The sequence below is a fragment of the Haliea sp. E17 genome (assembly GCF_048323675.1).
Taxonomy (GTDB): domain Bacteria; phylum Pseudomonadota; class Gammaproteobacteria; order Pseudomonadales; family Halieaceae; genus Mangrovimicrobium.
In genome coordinates this window covers 358,570-372,200 of sequence record NZ_JBLWFK010000004.1, presented here as the reverse complement: position 1 = coordinate 372,200, position 13,631 = coordinate 358,570, and the positions used below count along the sequence as shown (strand labels likewise).

Annotated in this window: 22 protein-coding genes and 1 tRNA gene; 21 read left to right on the top strand and 2 right to left on the bottom strand. The window is 59.2% G+C overall.

Going from position 1 to position 13,631, the window contains the following annotated elements:
* Nucleotides 1-9 precede the first annotated feature (9 nt).
* The 21 genes from rpsC to rplQ all read left to right on the top strand — a co-directional run bounded on the left by rpsC (nt 10) and on the right by rplQ (nt 10,309).
* On the top strand, nt 10-681 hold the full coding sequence (rpsC, locus tag ACNKU3_RS12260) for a 30S ribosomal protein S3 (protein ID WP_418259756.1): 672 nt from the start codon (nt 10-12) through the stop codon (nt 679-681).
* An 11-nt stretch (nt 682-692) separates the two neighbouring features.
* Nucleotides 693-1,106, top strand: coding sequence for a 50S ribosomal protein L16 (rplP, locus tag ACNKU3_RS12255; protein ID WP_418259755.1), 414 nt, complete (start codon nt 693-695; stop codon nt 1,104-1,106).
* Nucleotides 1,106-1,297, top strand: coding sequence for a 50S ribosomal protein L29 (gene rpmC, locus ACNKU3_RS12250; protein WP_418259754.1), 192 nt, complete (start codon nt 1,106-1,108; stop codon nt 1,295-1,297). Before rplP ends, rpmC begins: the two co-directional genes overlap by 1 nt.
* Nucleotide 1,298: 1 nt before the next feature.
* A complete protein-coding gene (gene rpsQ, locus ACNKU3_RS12245) occupies nt 1,299-1,568 on the top strand; it encodes a 30S ribosomal protein S17 (protein ID WP_418259753.1) in 270 nt (89 codons plus the stop codon).
* Nucleotides 1,569-1,609: 41 nt separating this feature from the next.
* Nucleotides 1,610-1,978 carry a 50S ribosomal protein L14 gene (rplN, locus tag ACNKU3_RS12240; protein WP_418259752.1) on the top strand — a complete coding sequence of 123 codons (369 nt, stop codon included), beginning with the start codon at nt 1,610-1,612 and terminating at the stop codon, nt 1,976-1,978.
* Nucleotides 1,979-2,003: 25 nt separating this feature from the next.
* On the top strand, nt 2,004-2,315 hold the full coding sequence (gene rplX / locus ACNKU3_RS12235) for a 50S ribosomal protein L24 (RefSeq protein ID WP_418259751.1): 312 nt from the start codon (nt 2,004-2,006) through the stop codon (nt 2,313-2,315).
* Nucleotides 2,316-2,351: 36 nt separating this feature from the next.
* Nucleotides 2,352-2,891: a 50S ribosomal protein L5 gene (gene rplE / locus ACNKU3_RS12230; protein WP_418259750.1), complete on the top strand. Its 540-nt coding sequence runs from the start codon at nt 2,352-2,354 to the stop codon at nt 2,889-2,891.
* A gap of 10 nt (nt 2,892-2,901) precedes the next feature.
* Nucleotides 2,902-3,207 carry a 30S ribosomal protein S14 gene (rpsN, locus tag ACNKU3_RS12225; RefSeq protein WP_418259749.1) on the top strand — a complete coding sequence of 102 codons (306 nt, stop codon included), beginning with the start codon at nt 2,902-2,904 and terminating at the stop codon, nt 3,205-3,207.
* A 15-nt stretch (nt 3,208-3,222) separates the two neighbouring features.
* On the top strand, nt 3,223-3,618 hold the full coding sequence (gene rpsH / locus ACNKU3_RS12220) for a 30S ribosomal protein S8 (RefSeq protein WP_418259748.1): 396 nt from the start codon (nt 3,223-3,225) through the stop codon (nt 3,616-3,618).
* Nucleotides 3,619-3,644: 26 nt separating this feature from the next.
* Nucleotides 3,645-4,172, top strand: coding sequence for a 50S ribosomal protein L6 (rplF, locus tag ACNKU3_RS12215; protein WP_418259747.1), 528 nt, complete (start codon nt 3,645-3,647; stop codon nt 4,170-4,172).
* Nucleotides 4,173-4,186: 14 nt separating this feature from the next.
* Nucleotides 4,187-4,537 (top strand): 50S ribosomal protein L18, encoded by a 351-nt coding sequence (gene rplR, locus ACNKU3_RS12210; protein WP_418259746.1) that lies wholly within the window; start codon nt 4,187-4,189, stop codon nt 4,535-4,537.
* A gap of 9 nt (nt 4,538-4,546) precedes the next feature.
* On the top strand, nt 4,547-5,059 hold the full coding sequence (rpsE, locus tag ACNKU3_RS12205; RefSeq protein ID WP_418259745.1) for a 30S ribosomal protein S5: 513 nt from the start codon (nt 4,547-4,549) through the stop codon (nt 5,057-5,059).
* An 18-nt stretch (nt 5,060-5,077) separates the two neighbouring features.
* Complete coding sequence (gene rpmD, locus ACNKU3_RS12200; protein ID WP_418259744.1) at nt 5,078-5,260, top strand: 50S ribosomal protein L30; 183 nt, start codon at nt 5,078-5,080, stop codon at nt 5,258-5,260.
* Nucleotides 5,261-5,274: 14 nt separating this feature from the next.
* Entirely contained in the window at nt 5,275-5,709 is a 435-nt protein-coding gene (gene rplO, locus ACNKU3_RS12195; RefSeq protein WP_418260000.1) for a 50S ribosomal protein L15, read from the top strand.
* Nucleotides 5,709-7,037: a preprotein translocase subunit SecY gene (secY, locus tag ACNKU3_RS12190; RefSeq protein WP_418259743.1), complete on the top strand. Its 1,329-nt coding sequence runs from the start codon at nt 5,709-5,711 to the stop codon at nt 7,035-7,037. The genes rplO and secY overlap by 1 nt, the downstream gene beginning before the upstream one ends.
* A 29-nt stretch (nt 7,038-7,066) precedes the next feature.
* Nucleotides 7,067-7,183, top strand: coding sequence for a 50S ribosomal protein L36 (rpmJ, locus tag ACNKU3_RS12185; RefSeq protein ID WP_418259742.1), 117 nt, complete (start codon nt 7,067-7,069; stop codon nt 7,181-7,183).
* Between the two features lie 155 nt (nt 7,184-7,338).
* The gene (gene rpsM / locus ACNKU3_RS12180; protein ID WP_418259741.1) at nt 7,339-7,695 is read left to right on the top strand and encodes a 30S ribosomal protein S13; all 357 of its coding nucleotides are present in this window, start codon (nt 7,339-7,341) and stop codon (nt 7,693-7,695) included.
* An 87-nt stretch (nt 7,696-7,782) separates the two neighbouring features.
* Complete coding sequence (rpsK, locus tag ACNKU3_RS12175) at nt 7,783-8,175, top strand: 30S ribosomal protein S11 (RefSeq protein ID WP_418259740.1); 393 nt, start codon at nt 7,783-7,785, stop codon at nt 8,173-8,175.
* 21 nt (nt 8,176-8,196) lie between these two features.
* Nucleotides 8,197-8,817: a 30S ribosomal protein S4 gene (rpsD, locus tag ACNKU3_RS12170; RefSeq protein WP_418259739.1), complete on the top strand. Its 621-nt coding sequence runs from the start codon at nt 8,197-8,199 to the stop codon at nt 8,815-8,817.
* A gap of 37 nt (nt 8,818-8,854) precedes the next feature.
* Nucleotides 8,855-9,859: a DNA-directed RNA polymerase subunit alpha gene (locus tag ACNKU3_RS12165; RefSeq protein ID WP_418259738.1), complete on the top strand. Its 1,005-nt coding sequence runs from the start codon at nt 8,855-8,857 to the stop codon at nt 9,857-9,859.
* A 60-nt stretch (nt 9,860-9,919) separates the two neighbouring features.
* Nucleotides 9,920-10,309: a 50S ribosomal protein L17 gene (rplQ, locus tag ACNKU3_RS12160; RefSeq protein ID WP_418259737.1), complete on the top strand. Its 390-nt coding sequence runs from the start codon at nt 9,920-9,922 to the stop codon at nt 10,307-10,309.
* Between the two features lie 99 nt (nt 10,310-10,408).
* Here the strand turns inward: rplQ and ACNKU3_RS12155 are convergent.
* Nucleotides 10,409-10,484, bottom strand: a tRNA-Thr gene (locus ACNKU3_RS12155).
* A 57-nt stretch (nt 10,485-10,541) separates the two neighbouring features.
* Nucleotides 10,542-13,400 (bottom strand): excinuclease ABC subunit UvrA, encoded by a 2,859-nt coding sequence (gene uvrA, locus ACNKU3_RS12150; RefSeq protein ID WP_418259736.1) that lies wholly within the window; start codon nt 13,398-13,400, stop codon nt 10,542-10,544.
* Between the last annotated feature and the right edge of the window lie 231 nt (nt 13,401-13,631).

Here is a 13,631-nt window from a genome sequence, read left to right as displayed (position 1 = left end):
GAGACGACCATGGGTCAGAAAGTACATCCCGTCGGAATCCGTCTGGGTATCGTCAAGGATCACAACTCGATCTGGTATGCCGACAGCAAGAACTACTCCAAGCAGTTGATTACTGACCTGGAAGTTCGCAAGTACATTGAGAAGGCACTGGAAAACGCTTCAGTCAGCCGTGTAGTGATCGAGCGCCCGGCGCAAACCGCGCGCATCACCATTCACACTGCCCGTCCCGGTATCGTGATCGGCAAGAAAGGTGAAGACGTCGATTCACTGCGCAAGGTGCTGACCGAGAAAATGGGTGTGCCCGTGCACATCAACATTGAAGAGATTCGCAAGCCGGACCTGGACGCGAAGCTGGTAGCGCAGAACGTTGCCCAGCAGCTCGAGCGCCGTGTGATGTTCCGTCGCGCCATGAAGCGCGTGGTACAGAACGCCATGCGCCAGGGCGCCGAAGGTATCAAGATCCAGGTCAGCGGTCGTCTGGGCGGTGCCGAGATTGCACGTACCGAGTGGTACCGCGAAGGTCGTGTGCCCCTGCACACCCTGCGCGCGGACATCGATTACGCGACATACGAAGCGACCACCACCTACGGCATCATCGGTGTGAAGGTTTGGATCTTCAAGGGTGAGGTGATTGGCGGCGAGAACGCTTCCGAAAACACCCGGAAATCAGCTACTAATTAAGGGTTACGCAGATGCTTCAACCAAAGCGTACAAAATTCCGCAAGACGATGAAGGGCCGCAACCGCGGTCTGGCCCATCGCGGCAGCAAGGTGAGCTTCGGTGAATTCGGTCTGAAGGCCACTGGCCGCGGCCGTATTACCGCTCGCCAGATCGAGGCAGCGCGTCGTGCGATGACCCGTCACATCAAGCGTGGCGGCAAGATCTGGATTCGAGTCTTCCCGGACAAGCCGATTACCGGCAAGCCGCTGGAAGTTCGTCAGGGTAAAGGTAAAGGTAACGTTGAGTACTGGGTAGCCCAGATTCAGCCCGGCAAGGTGCTTTACGAAGTACAGGGCGTATCTGAGGAGCTGGCACGGGAAGCATTCACCCTGGCAGCGGCAAAGATCCCGGTGGCTACAACTTTTGTTAAACGGTCGGTGATGTGATGAAAGCTAGCGAATTGCGTGAAAAGTCCGTAGAGGACCTGAACAAGCAGCTGCTCACCCTGCGTGAGGAGCAGTTCAAGCTGCGCATGCAGAAGTCCACTGGTCAGCTTGGGCAGACTCACCTGCTCCAGGAAAACCAGCGCGACATCGCACGCGTCAAGACTGTACTCACTCAGAAGGCAGGTGAATAGCATGTCAGGTGCAGAGAAGCGTATCCGCACGGCAACCGGCCGGGTTGTCAGCAACAAGATGGACAAAACGATCACTGTACTGATCGAGCGCCGGGTCAAGCACCCCGTGTACGGCAAGTACATTACCCGTTCTTCCAAGATCCACGCTCACGACGAAAACAATGAGTGCGGAATTGGCGACACCGTAAAAGTGATTGAGTCCCGTCCGCTTTCCAAGACGAAAACCTGGAAGCTCCAGGAAGTCGTCGAGAGCGCCGCTCAGGTCGGTTAAGCGCAGGATAGTGCGGCTCGCGCCGCAGTTTGGAGTAGAAGATGATTCAGACACAGTCGTATTTGGAAGTCGCAGACAACAGTGGCGCTCGCCGTGTGATGTGCATCAAGGTGTTGGGTGGCTCCAAGCGTCGCTATGCACGTGTTGGTGACCTGATCAAGGTAACTGTGAAGGAAGCGATTCCCCGCGGCAAGGTCAAGAAAGGCCAGGTAATGACTGCGGTTGTAGTGCGCACCCGTAAAGGTGTTCGTCGCGCTGATGGTTCGCTGATCAAGTTTGACGACAATGCCGCAGTACTGCTGAACAACCAGCAGGCGCCGATCGGCACCCGTATCTTCGGGCCGGTGACGCGCGAGCTGCGTGGTGAAAAGTTCATGAAGATCATTTCTCTGGCCCCGGAAGTCATTTAGGCCGGCCAGCAGGAGAGGAAAGGAAATGTTGAAGATCAAGCGCGATGACGAAGTGATTGTTCTTGCCGGTAAGGACAAGGGCAAGCGCGGCAAGGTTCGCAAGGTGCTGGATGACAATCGCGTGATTGTTGCCGGTATTAACATGGTAAAGAAGCACACCAAGCCCAACCCACAGGCTGGTGTAGCAGGCGGCATCGTAGAGAAGGAAGCACCGATCCAGGTTTCCAACGTCGCGATTTTCAACCCTGGTACAGGCAAGGCTGATCGCGTGGGCTTCAAAGTTGAAGGCGACGCCAAGATCCGTATTTACAAGTCCAGTGGCGAAGCAATCAGCTGAGTCGCGAGCTGGTCAAAGGGCTAACAGGTAAAAGACATGGCAACGTTGAAAGACAAGTACAAGAGCGAGATTGCTCCCCGGCTGAAAGAAGAGCTGGGCCTGAGCAACGTAATGGAAGTGCCTCGCATCACCAAGATCACCCTGAACATGGGTGTCGGCGAAGCGATTGGCGACAAGAAAGTGCTCGAAGCCGCTATTGCGGACATGGAAGCTATTGCCGGCCAGAAGGTGGTAGTAACCAAGGCGCGTAAATCCATTGCGGGCTTCAAAGTGCGTGAAGGCTGGCCGATTGGCTGCAAGGTAACCCTGCGCTCCGATCGCATGTACGAATTCCTGGAGCGTTTGATCAGCATCGCTATCCCGCGTATCCGTGACTTCCGTGGCATCAGCCCCAAGTCATTCGACGGCCGCGGCAACTTCGCGATGGGTGTCACCGAGCAGATCATCTTCCCGGAAATCGATTACGACAAGGTCGATTCCCTGCGTGGCATGGACATCACCATCACCACAACTGCTCGTACGGACGATGAAGGCCGCGCACTGCTGCGCGCTTTCAACTTCCCACTGAAAGGTTAAGAGGCTTTACATGGCTAAGAAATCTATGATCGCGCGTGAAAAGAAACGCGCACGCCTGGTCGCTAAATTCGCGGAAAAACGCGCAGCGCTCAAGGCAGTTCTCGCCGACGTCAACGCTTCCGACGACGACAAGTGGGATGCCCAGATCGCGCTGCAGAAACTGCCCCGCGATGCGAGCCCGATCCGCCAGCAGCGCCGCTGCCAGGTCACCGGTCGTCCGCACGCGGTGTATCGTAAATTCGGTCTGTGCCGTAACAAACTGCGCGAAGCTGCAATGCGCGGTGATGTACCCGGCCTGGTTAAAGCCAGCTGGTAACGGAGAGTATTTGAAATGAGTATGCAAGATCCGCTGTCAGATATGCTGACCCGTATTCGCAACGCCCAGATGGCAGGCAAGAAATCCGTGGAGATGCCCGGTTCCAAGCTGAAATCTGCTGTTGCAAAAGTGCTGGAAGACGAAGGCTATATCGCCGGCTTCAAGGCGAATAACGATTCCGGCAAACCGCGCCTGGCTATTGACCTGAAATACTTCCAGGGCAAGCCGGTTATTGCTGAAATCGACCGCGTGAGCCGTCCCGGTCTGCGCTCCTATTCGAGCAAGGACGAACTGCCTTCAGTTCGCGGTGGTCTGGGTGTCGCAATCGTATCCACCTCCAAGGGTGTGATGACTGATCGCGCTGCGCGCGCCGCCGGTGTTGGCGGTGAAGTGCTCTGCACCGTTTTCTAATCTGATTGAATTGAAGAGCAACCAAAATGTCTAGAGTCGCAAACAATCCGGTAACACTGCCGGCCGGCGTTGAGATCAAACTGGAAGGTTCCGATCTCACCGTTAAGGGCAGCAAGGGCACGATGGCGCTCTCACTGCTCGACGGCATCAGCGTTAGCCAGGAAGAGAATGTACTGCAGGTCGCTTTCGACAGTGACAAGTCCAAGGCAATGGCGGGTACCACTCGCGCACTGCTGGCAAACATGGTCAAGGGCGTCAGCGAAGGCTGGGAAAAGAAACTGTTACTGAACGGTGTTGGTTATCGTGCCAGCACCGCCGGCAACAAGGTCAACCTGACCGTTGGTCTGTCGCACCCGGTTGAGTACGAACTTCCCGAAGGTGTCAGCGCCGAAACCCCCACCCAGACTGAAATCGTGGTCAAGGGCGTGGATAAACAAGTGGTAGGCCAGGTGGCGGCTGAGATTCGCAGCTACCGTCCGCCGGAGCCTTACAAGGGTAAAGGTATTCGTTACGCGGACGAGCACGTTCGCCGTAAAGAAGCCAAGAAAAAGTAAGCAGGTAAGTTGAGATGAGTGCAAAGAATGATTCACGGCTGCGTCGGGCCCGTCGCTCACGCGCCCACATGCGCGGCCTCGGCGTAAACCGCCTGAGTGTGCACCGTACTCCCCGGCATATCTATGCCCAGGTGTTTTCACCGCAAGGTGATGTTGTACTGGCCAGCGCCTCAACCCTGGATGCGGATCTGCGCAAGGGCGCAACCGGCAACATCGACGCCGCTGCCGCGGTCGGCAAACTGGTCGCAGAGCGCGCCAAGGCTGCCGGCGTAGAGCGTGTCGCGTTCGATCGCGCGGGCTACAAGTACCACGGACGTGTGAAGGCCCTGGCCGACGCAGCCCGTGAAAGTGGACTGGAATTCTAGGGTATCGTTATGGCGTTCAATGAGCAGAAGAAGCAGCAGATCGAAGGCGACCTGCAGGAAAAGCTGGTCCAGGTTAACCGTGTGGCCAAGGTGGTCAAGGGTGGCCGGATCTTCAGCTTCACCGCGCTTACCGTCGTAGGCGATGGCAATGGTCGTGTCGGCTTCGGCCGCGGTAAGGCACGCGAAGTACCTGTGGCTATCCAGAAAGCCATGGAAGCGGCGCGTCGCAACATGATCACCGTAGACCTGAAGGATGGCACGCTGCAGTACCCGGTTAAAGCTGCTCACGGCGCCTCCAAGGTATACATGCAACCGGCTTCCGAAGGTACTGGAGTCATCGCCGGTGGCGCGATGCGTGCGGTACTGGAAATCGCTGGTGTCCACAACGTTCTGGCCAAGTGCTACGGCTCCACCAATCCGGTAAACGTTGTCCGCGCGACCTACAACGGTCTGCGCGACATGACTTCCCCGGAAGATGTGGCTGCCAAGCGTGGCAAGACCGTGGAAGAAATTACTAACTGAATTTTGGGTTGAATCGTCATGGCTAAAGCAACCATCAAGGTTACCCAGGTGAAGAGCATTCACGGGCGCCTGAAAAAGCACCAGGCCTGCGTCGCTGGCCTCGGTCTGCGCCGGATCGGCCATACCGTCGAAGTCGAGGACACTCCCTCGGTTCGCGGCATGATAAACAAGGTTAACTACCTGGTAAGGGTTGAGGACTGAACATGTCTGAAGTAATGCGTCTGAACTCCCTGAGCCCTGCACCGGGTTCCAGGAAAAGCAGCAAGCGTGTCGGTCGCGGTATCGGCTCCGGTCTCGGCAAGACCGCTGGTCGCGGTCACAAGGGTCAGAAGTCCCGCTCCGGCGGTTCCGTTCGCCCGGGCTTCGAAGGCGGCCAGATGCCGCTGCAGAAGCGGCTGCCGAAGTACGGTTTTACCTCGCGTATCTCCCGTACCACGGCCCAGGTTCGCCTGTCCGAGCTGAACGCGATTGCCGGAGATATCGTCGACCTGGAAGCGCTGAAAGCCGCTGACCTGGTCAAACAGAACGTAACTCGCGCGCGTGTCTTCATGTCCGGAGAGCTGGGCAAGGCACTGACCGTGAAAGGCCTGGCGGTAACCAAGGGTGCCCGCGAAGCCATCGAGAAAGCCGGCGGAAAGGTCGAAGACTAATGGCGCAGGCGCAAATGCCACAGGTCAGCAAGGCCGGTATGGGCGAGCTATTTGCTCGCCTTCGTTTCTTGTTGATGGCGATCATCGTCTACCGGATCGGGACCCATATCCCGGTGCCGGGGATCGATCCCGCCCAGTTGGCGGCGCTGTTCAACCAGAACCAGGGCACCATCCTCGGTCTCGCCAACATGTTTTCCGGTGGCGCGCTCGAGCGGATGAGTATCCTGGCGCTGGGTATCATGCCCTATATTTCTGCGTCGATTATTATCCAGCTGATGTCGGCGGTAACGCCGCAGCTGGAAGCGTTAAAGAAAGAAGGTGAGTCCGGGCGTCGCAAAATCAGCCAGTACACCCGCTACCTCACCGTAGTGCTCGCGATCATCCAGGCGACCGGTATGACCGTGGGCATGGCGAACCAGGGTATGGCTTACAGCGTAAGCCCGCTGTTCTACCTGATCGCGGTCACTTCGCTGGTAACCGGTGCGGTATTCATGATGTGGCTCGGCGAGCAGATCACCGAGCGCGGCGTTGGCAACGGTATTTCACTGCTGATTTTCGCCGGTATCGTCGCTGGACTGCCGTCGGCGATCGGCCAGTCGCTGGAGCAGGCGCGCCAGGGCGAACTGAATATCCTGTTCCTGCTGGCGATTCTCGCGCTGGCGGTGTTCATGATCTTCGCCATCGTGTTCATCGAGCGCGGCCAGCGCCGGATCACGGTGAACTACGCCAAGCGCCAGCAGGGTCGCCGGATGTACCAGGCCCAGAGCTCGCACCTGCCGCTCAAGGTCAACATGGCAGGCGTGATTCCGGCGATTTTTGCCAGCAGCATCCTGCTGTTCCCTGCGTCTATCGCGCAGTGGTTCGGCACCTCCGATTCGGCGGACTGGCTGCAGGATCTGGCGGTAATGATTGGCCCCGGCCAGCCGTTGAACATTTTGTTGTTCACCGTATTTATTGTGTTCTTCTGCTTCTTCTACACGGCGCTGATGTTCAACCCGGTAGAAGTTGCTGACAACCTGAAGCGTTCCGGTGCTTTTGTACCGGGTATCCGCCCGGGACAGCAGACAGCCAACTACATCGACGGCGTTTTGACCCGCCTGACAGTATTCGGCGCCGCCTATATCGCGATTGTCTGCCTGATTCCGCAGTTCCTGGTAGTCACGGCCAACGTGCCTTTCTACCTGGGTGGCACCTCGCTGCTGATCGTGGTTGTCGTGGTAATGGATTTTATGGCGCAGGTGCAAAGCCACTTGATGTCACAGCAGTACGAATCTGTGATGAAAAAGGCCAACCTGAAAAACTATGGTAGTGCCGGCCGGCTGCGCTGAGCGCCAGCGGTTGTAACGGAGATAGAACGATGAAAGTACGTGCATCAGTCAAGAAGATGTGTCGCAACTGTAAAGTTGTGCGCCGTAATGGTGTGGTCCGGGTAATCTGCAACACAGACCCCCGCCACAAGCAGCGCCAGGGCTGAGCCCGGGCCGCTGTACAGTTGATTTTTTGTAACGATATCGCTAGAATGCTGCGCCCTTTGCGCCGAGCTGCCTGTTATTTGCACAAAGTTGAGCAAAATCAGGCGCTTGCGAGGCGGGTAGCATTCACACGATGTGATTAATTGGAGAGAGTTGAATGGCTCGTATTGCCGGCGTCAACATACCCGATAACAAGCATGCTGTTATCTCATTGACCTATATCTATGGCATTGGCCGCACCCAGGCGCGTGGCCTGTGCGCCGCTACCGGGATCGCCGAGACTACCAAGATCGGTGAACTGAACGAAGAGCAGATGGATGCGCTGCGCGGCAAGGTCGCCGAGATGACCGTGGAAGGTGACCTGCGCCGGGAAATCTCCATGAACATCAAGCGCCTGATGGACCTCGGCTGCAACCGCGGCCTGCGCCATCGCCGCAGCCTGCCTGTTCGCGGTCAGCGTACCAAAACCAATGCCCGTACCCGCAAGGGTCCGCGCAAGCCGATTCGCAAGTAAGGGAAGACTCCGGTCGACCGAGTTCGCGAATCCTTTTTAGTGTAGCTGCACCGTTGTGCAGTGTTGATATTAAACAGGAAGTAAAACATGGCTAAGCCAGGTGCCAAAAGCACTCGCAAGAAAATCACCAAGACAGTCGTGGACGGCATTGCGCACGTTCACGCGTCTTTCAACAACACGATCATCACCATCACGGACCGTCAGGGCAACACCCTGAGCTGGGCCACTTCTGGTGGTTCCGGTTTCCGCGGCTCGCGCAAGAGCACCCCGTTCGCTGCCCAGGTAGCAGCCGAGCGCGCCGGTGAAGCAGCCAAGGAATACGGCCTGAAAAACCTGGACGTCCAGGTGAAAGGCCCCGGACCGGGTCGCGAGTCCGCCGTGCGCGCACTCAACGCCTGTGGCTACAAGATCAGCAATATCACCGACGTAACGCCGATTCCGCACAATGGCTGTCGTCCGCCGAAAAAACGTCGCGTGTAAGGCTTACAGGAAGGTATAGACATGGCTCGATATATTGGACCCAAGTGCAAGCTCTCCCGTCGCGAGGGAACCGACCTGTTCCTGAAGAGTGGCGTGCGTGCGCTGGAAAGCAAGTGTAAAGCGGAAAACGCTCCCGGTCAGCACGGCGCCCGTCGCGGTCGCCTGTCCGACTACGGTGTGCAGCTGCGTGAAAAGCAGAAAGTCCGTCGAATCTACGGCATTCTGGAAAAGCAGTTCCGCAACTACTACAAGGACGCGGCCCGCCTGAAGGGTGCAACCGGTGAAAACCTGCTGCAACTTCTGGAGTCCCGCCTCGACAACGTGGTTTACCGGATGGGCTTCGGCGCCACCCGCAGTGAAGCACGTCAGCTGGTTTCGCATAAGGCAATTCTCGTGAATGGCGCCGCAGTGAACATTCCGTCCTACCAGGTAAAGCCCGGTGACGTCGTATCCCTGCGTGAAAAAGCCAAGAAGCAACTGCGTGTGCAGTCTGCCCTGGCGCTGGCCGCACAGCGCGGTGAGCCGGAATGGCTGGAAGTAAACTCCGACAAGATGGAAGGCACGTTCAAGTCGCTGCCTGACCGTCAGGATCTGTCCTCGGATATTAACGAGAACCTGATCGTCGAGCTTTACTCGAAGTAATTCACTGAAGAATTGATCCTGGTAATAGGTGCCCCGTATGCAGAGTGCAGTGACAGAATTTCTGACCCCGCGCGTTATCAACGTGGAAGAAAAGGACAACCGCCGCGCCCAGGTAACCCTGGAGCCCCTGGAGCGTGGTTTCGGCCACACCCTGGGCAATGCGCTGCGTCGCATCCTGCTGTCTTCCATGCCCGGTTGCGCCATCACCGAAGTTGAAATTGATGGTGTGTTGCACGAGTACAGCGCAATCGAGGGCGTCCAGGAGGATGTCATCGAGATCCTGCTCAACCTGAAAGGCGTTGCGCTGGTCATGAACGGCAAGGATGAGGCTGAACTCACCCTGAGCAAGAAGGGCCCCGGCCCGGTCACCGCTGCCGACATCCAGGTGGACCACGATATCGAGGTGCGCAACCCCGATCACGTGATCTGCAACCTGAATGGCGCCAGCGAGATCAACATGAAGCTGGTAGTGGCCCGTGGTCGCGGCTACTCCCCGGCGGATTCCCGTGACAATCCTGATGAGGAGACCCGTTCAATCGGTCGCCTGCAGCTGGATGCCACCTTCTCCCCGGTCCTGCGCGTGTCCTACGTTGTCGAGGCTGCCCGTGTCGAGCAGCGTACCGACCTGGACAAGCTGGTTCTCGACCTCGAGACCAACGGTACCATCGATCCGGAAGAGGCGATCCGTCGCGCCGCCACCATCCTGCAGCAGCAGTTGGCGGTATTCGTTGACCTGGAGAGCGAGTCTGAATCCGACTATGTCGAGGAAGAGGACGAAGTTGATCCGATCCTGCTGCGCCCGGTAGATGATCTCGAACTGACCGTTCGCTCCGCGAACTGCCTGAAAGCCGAGAACATTTACTACATCGGCGACCTGGTCCAGCGCACCGAAGTCGAGCTGTTGAAGACTCCGAACCTGGGCAAGAAGTCACTGACCGAGATCAAGGATGTACTGGCCTCACGTGGTCTGTCCCTGGGCATGCGCCTGGACAACTGGCCGCCTGCCAGCCTGAAAAACGATGACCGGGTACTGAGCGCCTGATCGCTCCCCGGTCCCCAGACAGTCGTGCTGCGATAGCACAGAAAAGATAGGATTGGAAAAATGCGTCATCGTCAAAGTGGACGTCAGCTGAACCGCAACAGTGCCCACCGCAAGGCCATGTTCCGCAACATGACCGTGTCCCTGGTTGAGCACGAGTTGATCAAGACCACCCTGCCCAAGGCCAAGGAACTGCGCAGCTATGCGGAGCCCCTGATCACCCTGGCAAAGAACGACAGCGTTGCGAATCGCCGTCTGGCGTTCGACCGCGTGCGCAACAAGGAAGCGGTCGGCAAGCTGTTCAGCGAGCTGGGCCCGCGCTACCAGGCGCGTCCGGGTGGCTACATTCGTATCCTGAAGTGCGGCTTCCGCGCCGGCGACAAGGCCCCCATGGCCTATGTCGAGCTGGTTGACCGTCCGCAGTACGACGAGTTCGAGGGCGACGAGGACTGAGGTTCTCGCGACAGCGAATACGAAAAAGCCGGGCAATGCCCGGCTTTTTTATGTCTGCAATTTCATCAGAATGCTCTGGGGACTCACGGACCAGGAAGATGGTGCCGGCACGGCGAGTCGAACGCCGGACCTACGCATTACGAATGCGTTGCTCTACCAGCTGAGCTATGCCGGCGTGGGTCGGAGGCTATAGTAGCCGCGGTACGGGCGGAGTCAAGCGTGAAATGCTGCCTCAGGCCGCCCGGCTCTTACCCTTGCCTCCCCGGGGCTTTTTCAGCAGCGGCGCCAGGAAACGCCCGGTGTGGGAGGCCGCCACCTTGACCACGTCCTCAGGGGTGCCCGTCGCAATGATCTGCCCGCCGCCAGAGCCGCCTTCCGGGCCGAGGTCCACCAGCCAGTCCGCGGTCTTGATGACGTCCAGGTTGTGCTCGATGATGACTATGGTGTTGCCGTGGTCGCGCAGCCGGTGCACGACCTGCAGCAGCTGCTGGATGTCCTCGAAGTGCAGGCCGGTGGTGGGCTCGTCGAGGATGTACAGGGTCTTGCCGGTGTCGCGCTTGGACAGTTCGCGGGACAGCTTGACCCGCTGGGCCTCGCCGCCGGACAGGGTGGTGGCGGCCTGCCCCAGGCGAATATACGACAAGCCCACATCCATCAGGGTCTGCAGCTTGCGGGCAATGGCGGGTACCGCGCTGAAGAACTCCAGGGCGTCCTCCACGGTCATCTCCAGCACCTCGTTTATGTTCTTGCCCTTGTAGCGGATTTCCAGGGTCTCGCGGTTGTAGCGCTTGCCCTTGCAGACATCGCAGGGGACATAGATATCCGGCAGGAAGTGCATCTCCACCTTGGTCACGCCGTCGCCCTGGCAGGCCTCGCAGCGACCGCCCTTGACGTTGAAGCTGAAGCGGCCCGGCTTGTAGCCGCGGGAGCGGGCTTCCTGGGTGCCGGAAAACAGTTCGCGTACCGGGGTAAATATCCCGGTATAGGTTGCCGGGTTGGAGCGCGGTGTGCGGCCGATGGGGCTCTGGTCGATATCGATACACTTGTCGATGTGCTGCATGCCGTCGATGGCGTCGTAGGGCGCCGGCGTCAGGGTGGTGGCGCCGTTGAGCGCGGTGGCGGCAATCGGGTAGAGCGTGTTGTTGATCAGGGTCGATTTGCCGGAGCCGGAGACACCGGTGACACAGGTCAGCAGGCCGATCGGCAGTTCCAGGGTGACGTTCTGCAGGTTGTTGCCGCGGGCGCCTTTCAGGGTCAGCTGGTGCTTGGGCTTGCGCGGGGTTCGCTGCGCCGGGACCTCGATCCTGCGCCGCCCCGAGAGGTAATCCCCGGTCAGGGAATCGGGGTTTTTCATGATCGCCTTCACCGTGCCCTCGGCCACGATAGTGCCGCCGTGCACGCCTGCGCCAGGGCCGATATCGATGACGTGGTCGGCGGTGCGTATGGCGTCCTCGTCGTGCTCGACCACCAGCACCGTATTGCCGAGGTCGCGGAGGTGGGTGAGGGTGCCCAGCAGGCGCTCGTTGTCGCGCTGGTGCAGGCCGATGGAGGGCTCGTCGAGAATGTACATGACACCGACCAGGCCGGCGCCGATCTGCGAAGCGAGGCGGATGCGCTGGGCTTCGCCGCCGGAAAGCGTTTCCGCGCTGCGGTTCAAGGTCAGGTAGTTGAGCCCCACATCGACCAGGAAGCGGTAGCGGGCGCGGATTTCCTTGAGGATCTTGTCGGCGATCTCACCCTTGCGCCCGTCCAGTCGCAGCGCTTCGAAGTAGTCGCTGGCGTCTCCCACCGACATCCCTGTTACCGCCGGCAGCGTGCGCTCGTCGACAAACACGTGGCGGGCTTCCTCGCGCAGGCGTGCCCCGCCGCAGTCCGGGCAGGGCTGGGTGGAGAGGAACTTGGCCAGTTCCTCGCGCACCGATACCGAATCGGTATCGCGGTAGCGGCGCTCCATGTTGGGAATGATGCCTTCGAAGGGGTGGGTGCGCTTGAACACATCGCCCCGGTCGTTGACGTAGGCGAAGGCGACTTCCTCGTCACCGCTGCCGTGCAGGATGATCTGCTGGTGGGCTTTCTTCAGTTTTTTGAAAGGCGTATCGACATCGAAACCGCAGTGCTCCGCCAGTGACTTCAGCATGTGGAAGTAGTAGACGTTGCGCCGGTCCCAGCCGCGGATGGCGCCCTCGGCCAGACTCGCTTCCGGGTGCAGGACAATGCGCTCCGAGTCGAAGTACTGCTTGACGCCAAGGCCGTCACAGCCGCCGCAGGCGCCCGCCGGGTTGTTGAAGGAGAACAGGCGGGGCTCCAGTTCGTCGATACTGTGGCCGCACTCCGGGCAGGCGAAACGCGAGGAGAACACGATATCCTCGCCATCGCCGTCCATGTAGCTGATCGTGGCCAGTCCGTCGGAGAGTTCCAGCGCGGTCTCCACCGACTCGGCCAGGCGCAGGCGCAGGTCCTCGCGCACCTTGAAGCGGTCGACCACCACCTCGATACGGTGCTTGCGCTTCTTGTCCAGCGGGCGCACCTCGTCGAGTTCCGTGACCCGTCCGTCGATGCGCGCGCGGACGAAGCCCCCGGCGCGCAGCTCCTCGAGGATCTGCAGGTGCTCGCCCTTGCGGTCGCGCACCACCGGCGCCAGCAGCATCAGCTTCGCGCCCTCGGGCAGGGCCAGCACCGCATCCACCATCTGGCTCACCGTCTGCGCCTGCAGGCTGAGTCCGTGGGTCGGGCAGCGCGGGTCGCCGACCCGGGCGAACAGCAGGCGCAGGTAGTCGTAGATCTCGGTGATGGTGCCCACGGTGGAGCGCGGGTTGTGCGAGGTGGACTTCTGCTCGATGGAGATGGCCGGCGACAGGCCCTCGATATGGTCGATATCGGGCTTTTCCATCATCGACAGGAACTGCCGGGCATAGGTGGACAGCGACTCCACGTAGCGCCGCTGCCCCTCGGCGTAGAGTGTGTCGAAGGCCAGCGACGACTTGCCGGATCCGGAGAGGCCGGTGATGACCACCAGCTTGTCCCGGGGGATGTCGAGGTTGATGTTCTTCAGGTTGTGGGTGCGCGCGCCGCGTACCTGGATCGTATCCATCGTGAGAGATAACCGCTGGAGAGAATTAACCGGAAAGTATATGGCCTGCGCGTGGCATCGCGCAAAGGCTGTGAGGCCTGTTGATTATCAAGAACAGCGTTTGTCGTACCAGTGGGTTTACCAGTGTGGTTTTGCCAGCGAAACCAAATGATTTCCGGGAATGCTGGTGATGGCAAACTGTGTTTCACCCCAAGTTAACTGCTATCATGAAGCCGACTCAAGAGACTTCTT

Coding starts and splice junctions, on each gene's coding strand:
- rpsC (WP_418259756.1), top strand. CDS start 10: ATGGGTCAGAAAGTACATCCCGTCGGAATCCGTCTGGGTATCGTCAAG.
- rplP (WP_418259755.1), top strand. CDS start 693: ATGCTTCAACCAAAGCGTACAAAATTCCGCAAGACGATGAAGGGCCGC.
- rpmC (WP_418259754.1), top strand. CDS start 1,106: ATGAAAGCTAGCGAATTGCGTGAAAAGTCCGTAGAGGACCTGAACAAG.
- rpsQ (WP_418259753.1), top strand. CDS start 1,299: ATGTCAGGTGCAGAGAAGCGTATCCGCACGGCAACCGGCCGGGTTGTC.
- rplN (WP_418259752.1), top strand. CDS start 1,610: ATGATTCAGACACAGTCGTATTTGGAAGTCGCAGACAACAGTGGCGCT.
- rplX (WP_418259751.1), top strand. CDS start 2,004: ATGTTGAAGATCAAGCGCGATGACGAAGTGATTGTTCTTGCCGGTAAG.
- rplE (WP_418259750.1), top strand. CDS start 2,352: ATGGCAACGTTGAAAGACAAGTACAAGAGCGAGATTGCTCCCCGGCTG.
- rpsN (WP_418259749.1), top strand. CDS start 2,902: ATGGCTAAGAAATCTATGATCGCGCGTGAAAAGAAACGCGCACGCCTG.
- rpsH (WP_418259748.1), top strand. CDS start 3,223: ATGAGTATGCAAGATCCGCTGTCAGATATGCTGACCCGTATTCGCAAC.
- rplF (WP_418259747.1), top strand. CDS start 3,645: ATGTCTAGAGTCGCAAACAATCCGGTAACACTGCCGGCCGGCGTTGAG.
- rplR (WP_418259746.1), top strand. CDS start 4,187: ATGAGTGCAAAGAATGATTCACGGCTGCGTCGGGCCCGTCGCTCACGC.
- rpsE (WP_418259745.1), top strand. CDS start 4,547: ATGGCGTTCAATGAGCAGAAGAAGCAGCAGATCGAAGGCGACCTGCAG.
- rpmD (WP_418259744.1), top strand. CDS start 5,078: ATGGCTAAAGCAACCATCAAGGTTACCCAGGTGAAGAGCATTCACGGG.
- rplO (WP_418260000.1), top strand. CDS start 5,275: ATGCGTCTGAACTCCCTGAGCCCTGCACCGGGTTCCAGGAAAAGCAGC.
- secY (WP_418259743.1), top strand. CDS start 5,709: ATGGCGCAGGCGCAAATGCCACAGGTCAGCAAGGCCGGTATGGGCGAG.
- rpmJ (WP_418259742.1), top strand. CDS start 7,067: ATGAAAGTACGTGCATCAGTCAAGAAGATGTGTCGCAACTGTAAAGTT.
- rpsM (WP_418259741.1), top strand. CDS start 7,339: ATGGCTCGTATTGCCGGCGTCAACATACCCGATAACAAGCATGCTGTT.
- rpsK (WP_418259740.1), top strand. CDS start 7,783: ATGGCTAAGCCAGGTGCCAAAAGCACTCGCAAGAAAATCACCAAGACA.
- rpsD (WP_418259739.1), top strand. CDS start 8,197: ATGGCTCGATATATTGGACCCAAGTGCAAGCTCTCCCGTCGCGAGGGA.
- ACNKU3_RS12165 (WP_418259738.1), top strand. CDS start 8,855: ATGCAGAGTGCAGTGACAGAATTTCTGACCCCGCGCGTTATCAACGTG.
- rplQ (WP_418259737.1), top strand. CDS start 9,920: ATGCGTCATCGTCAAAGTGGACGTCAGCTGAACCGCAACAGTGCCCAC.
- uvrA (WP_418259736.1), bottom strand. CDS start 13,400: ATGGATACGATCCAGGTACGCGGCGCGCGCACCCACAACCTGAAGAAC.